This window comes from Streptococcus sp. GMD4S (genome assembly GCF_000296955.1).
This window is the reverse complement of sequence record NZ_AJRE01000320.1, coordinates 1-825: the sequence shown is the minus strand read 5'-3', so window position 1 is coordinate 825 and position 825 is coordinate 1. Positions and strand designations below refer to the sequence as shown.

The following is an 825-nucleotide window of genomic DNA, read 5'->3' as shown; positions in this document are numbered from 1 at the left end:
GATAGGTCTTTAAAAGCTCTAAAGTCCCATCGCTTGAGCCATCGTCTACAAAGACATATTCGACCTCTGCTCCCAAGTCAGGAAGCAGAGCTTCCACAGACTGATAAAAAAGAGGAAGTACTTCCTCTTCGTTTAGACATGGGACAATGATTGAAATCATCATCTTAGTCTTCAAATCCATTTGGATGCTTGCTTTGCCAACGCCATGCGTCTTCACACATTTGGGCGATGTCGAGTTCTGCTTTCCAGCCCAGTTCTGCTTTGGCTTTTGCTGGGTCTGAGTAGCAGGTAGCTATATCACCTGGGCGGCGTTCTACGATGCGGTAAGGAATAGGACGTCCCACTGCTTTTTCCATGTTTTGAATAATTTCAAGAACGGAGTAACCTTTCCCAGTTCCAAGGTTATAAACATTAAGACCTGAACCTTTTTGGAGTTTTTTCAAAGCTGCAACGTGACCTTTGGCCAGGTCTACGACATGGATATAGTCACGAACACCAGTTCCATCTTCTGTATCGTAATCATCTCCAAATACTTGCACTTGCTCTAGTTTGCCAACTGCTACTTGTGAAACATAAGGTAAGAGATTGTTTGGAATTCCATTTGGATTTTCTCCTAGGTCTCCACTTTCATGCGCTCCGATTGGGTTAAAGTAACGAAGTAATACCACGTTCCATTCTGAGTCTGCCTTGTAGATATCCGTCAAAATTTCCTCTAGCATGAGCTTAGTACGACCATATGGATTGGTCACTGAAAGTGGGAAATCTTCTAAGATTGGAACTGTATGAGGGTCTCCGTAAACTGTCGCAGAAGAACTGAAGATGATG

2 protein-coding genes are annotated in these 825 nt (G+C 43.4%); both read right to left on the bottom strand.

Annotation, left to right across the window (positions count from 1 at the left end; translation table 11 throughout):
* Positions 1 to 217: glycosyltransferase (locus GMD4S_RS13085; RefSeq protein ID WP_443255799.1), on the bottom strand; the 217-nt coding region annotated here is incomplete at its 3' end.
* Positions 165 to 825 (bottom strand): UDP-glucose 4-epimerase GalE (galE, locus tag GMD4S_RS09645; RefSeq protein ID WP_000530587.1); only part of this gene is annotated, 661 nt, incomplete at its 5' end. The genes GMD4S_RS13085 and galE, both read right to left, overlap by 53 nt.